Genomic DNA, 2,735 nt, shown 5'->3' with positions numbered 1-2,735 from the left:
GCGGTGGTGCTCCAGCGCGACGGCCAGACGATGCGCCGTCGGGCGGGCCAATCCGGTCGCCGTCACCAACTGGGCCAGGGTCGCCGGGCCGGACTCCAGAGCACCCAAAACGACAGCGGCCTTGTCGAGGACGCCGACCCCACTCGAGTTGTCCATGCATTGATATTGCCGTCTCATTGCCTGAGACGCAAGTCCTGGGCCTTCGCGCGCGTGGAAACCTTCGAGGAAGATCGCAGCACGTGACCCGAATCCGCGCCCACCAGGGGCCGTCGGACGTGGCGTTGGAGGCAATGATGGCAGGAACACTGGCAGAGAAGATCTGGGCGGACCACGTCGTCCGCAGCGCCGAGGGCGAACCCGACATTCTCTACATCGACCTGCACCTGATCCACGAGGTCACCTCGCCCCAGGCCTTCGACGGGCTCCGGCTCGCCGGCAGGCCCGTCCGGCGCCCGGACCTCACCCTCGCGACCGAGGATCACAACGTCCCCACCACGCCGGGTCCGATCACCGACCCGGTCAGCCTGACGCAGGTGGAGACCTTGCGCCGCAACTGCGAGGAGTTCGGCGTCACGATCTACCCGATGGGCGACGCCGAGCAGGGGATCGTCCACGTCGTCGGGCCGCAGCTCGGCCTGACCCAGCCCGGGATGACCATCGTCTGCGGTGACAGCCATACCTCCACCCACGGCGCATTCGGGGCCCTCGCCTTCGGCATCGGCACCTCCGAGGTCGAGCACGTGCTCGCCACCCAGACGCTGCCGCTGAAACCGTTCAAGACGATGGCCGTCAATGTCGACGGCGACCTCGCCGACGGGGTCACCGCCAAGGACATCATCCTCGCCGTCATCGCCAAGATCGGCACCGGCGGCGGCCAGGGCTATGTCCTCGAATACCGCGGCGAGGCGATTCGCAATCTCTCCATGGAGGCGCGAATGACGGTGTGCAATATGTCGATCGAGGCCGGTGCCCGCGCCGGTCTCATCGCCCCGGACCGGACGACATACGACTATCTGCAGGGCCGCGACCACGCGCCGACCGGCGCGGAGTGGGAGGCCGCGGTCGGCTACTGGGAGACGTTGCGCACCCACGACGATGCCGTCTTCGACGCGGTCGTCGACATCGACGCGGCTACCTTGACCCCCTTCGTCACGTGGGGCACAAACCCCGGGCAGGGCGCGCCGCTCGGGGCGAGCGTGCCCGACCCCGCGCTGATCCCCGACGAGACCGAGGCCCGCGCCGCCGAGGCCGCACTCGCCTATATGGGCCTGACAGCGGGAACACCGTTGCGGGAGATCGCCGTTGACACCGTCTTCGTCGGCTCGTGCACCAACGGCCGCATCGAGGACCTGCGCGCCGCAGCCGCCGTCCTCAAGGGCCGCAAGGTGGCCGACGGCGTGCGGATGCTCGTCGTCCCGGGGTCCGCTCGCGTCCGGCTGGAGGCCGAGGCCGAGGGACTCGGAGAGGTCTTCGAGGCCGCGGGCGCCGAATGGCGGTTGCCGGGCTGCTCGATGTGCCTCGCGATGAATCCCGACAAGCTGGCACCGCAGGAGCGCAGTGCCTCCACGTCCAACCGCAACTTTGAAGGCCGGCAGGGCAAGGGCGGGCGCACCCATCTCGTCAGTCCCCTCGTCGCCGCCGCCACCGCCGTCCGCGGAACGCTGTCCAGCCCCGCCGACCTCGCGCCGCTCGCCACTGCCACCGGAGAGGAACACTGACATGGAGGCCTTCACCAGCCACACTGGCATCGGGGTTCCGTTGCGCCGCAGCAATGTCGACACCGACCAGATCATCCCGGCCGAATATCTCAAGCGGGTTACCAAGTCCGGTTTCGAGGACGGCCTGTTCGCCGCCTGGCGCCGTGACGACTCCTTCATTCTCAACAACGCCGACTACGCCGGCGGCTCGGTTCTCGTCGCCGGCCCCGACTTCGGCACCGGCTCCTCGCGCGAGCATGCGGTGTGGGCGCTGATGAACTACGGCTTCCGCGTCGTCATCTCCAGCCGCTTCGCCGACATCTTCCGCGGCAACTCCGGCAAGCAGGGCCTGCTCACCGCCGTCGTGAGTCAGGACGATGTCGAGTTGCTCTGGAAGTACCTCGAGAACGAGCCAGGTGCTTCTGTCACAGTCGATTTGGCGTCGCGCACCATCACCGCCGGAGACATCGTGGCCGGCTTCGAGGTCGACGATTACACCCGCTGGCGCCTCCTCGAGGGTCTCGACGACATCGGCCTGACGCTGCGCCACGAGCCGGATATCACCGCGTACGAGGGGAATCGGCCGGCGTTCAAGCCCGTCGTGGCCCCTGGCTGAGAGCGGGATTTGACGCTAATCCGTTGCGACACGGCGAAACTCACCGTGCGGTGATTCTGGACTAACGGGCGATTGAGTCCTACCGTCAACAGCGAGACCGTTTTTCGAACAGCGGCGGTCTCGTTGGGTCGCCGGCCCCTCCGGCATTGACACGATGGAGAAAGACTCGTGAACAAGGCAGATCTGGTTCAGGCGATCGAGGGCAAGCTCGGCAGCCGCAAGGCCGCCACTGACGCGGTCGAGACCATTCTCGAAACGATCGTCGCCGAGGTTTCCAAGGGCGGCAAGGTTGCCCTGACCGGCTTCGGCACCTTCGAAAAGGCCGCTCGCGCAGCGCGAACCGGCCGCAACCCGCGCACCGGCGAGACGGTCAAGATCCGCAAGACCTCCGTCCCGCGCTTCACCGCCAGCGCGAAGTTCAA

Annotated in this window: 4 protein-coding genes; 3 read left to right on the top strand and 1 reads right to left on the bottom strand. The window is 67.6% G+C overall.

Annotation, left to right across the window (positions count from 1 at the left end; translation table 11 throughout):
- The coding region (locus BN11_RS15010) for a helix-turn-helix domain-containing protein (protein WP_048699002.1) at nt 1-156 on the bottom strand (156 nt) is incomplete at its 3' end.
- A gap of 137 nt (nt 157-293) precedes the next feature.
- On the opposite strand from BN11_RS15010, the gene leuC reads away from it, so the two are divergent.
- From leuC to BN11_RS14995, 3 genes are all read left to right on the top strand, one after another.
- Nucleotides 294-1,718, top strand: a complete 1,425-nt coding sequence (leuC, locus tag BN11_RS15005; RefSeq protein ID WP_048699000.1) for a 3-isopropylmalate dehydratase large subunit — start codon at nt 294-296, stop codon at nt 1,716-1,718.
- Between the two features lies 1 nt (nt 1,719).
- Nucleotides 1,720-2,313, top strand: coding sequence for a 3-isopropylmalate dehydratase small subunit (gene leuD, locus BN11_RS15000; protein WP_048698998.1), 594 nt, complete (start codon nt 1,720-1,722; stop codon nt 2,311-2,313).
- Nucleotides 2,314-2,481: 168 nt separating this feature from the next.
- The coding region (locus BN11_RS14995) for an HU family DNA-binding protein (RefSeq protein WP_048698995.1) at nt 2,482-2,735 on the top strand (254 nt) is incomplete at its 3' end.

The organism is Nostocoides australiense Ben110 (genome assembly GCF_001050535.1).
Taxonomy (GTDB): Bacteria; Actinomycetota; Actinomycetes; order Actinomycetales; family Dermatophilaceae; genus Nostocoides_A; species Nostocoides_A australiense.
This window is presented reverse-complemented; position numbering and strand designations above follow the sequence as displayed.

Coding starts and splice junctions, on each gene's coding strand:
- leuC (WP_048699000.1), top strand. CDS start 294: ATGGCAGGAACACTGGCAGAGAAGATCTGGGCGGACCACGTCGTCCGC.
- leuD (WP_048698998.1), top strand. CDS start 1,720: ATGGAGGCCTTCACCAGCCACACTGGCATCGGGGTTCCGTTGCGCCGC.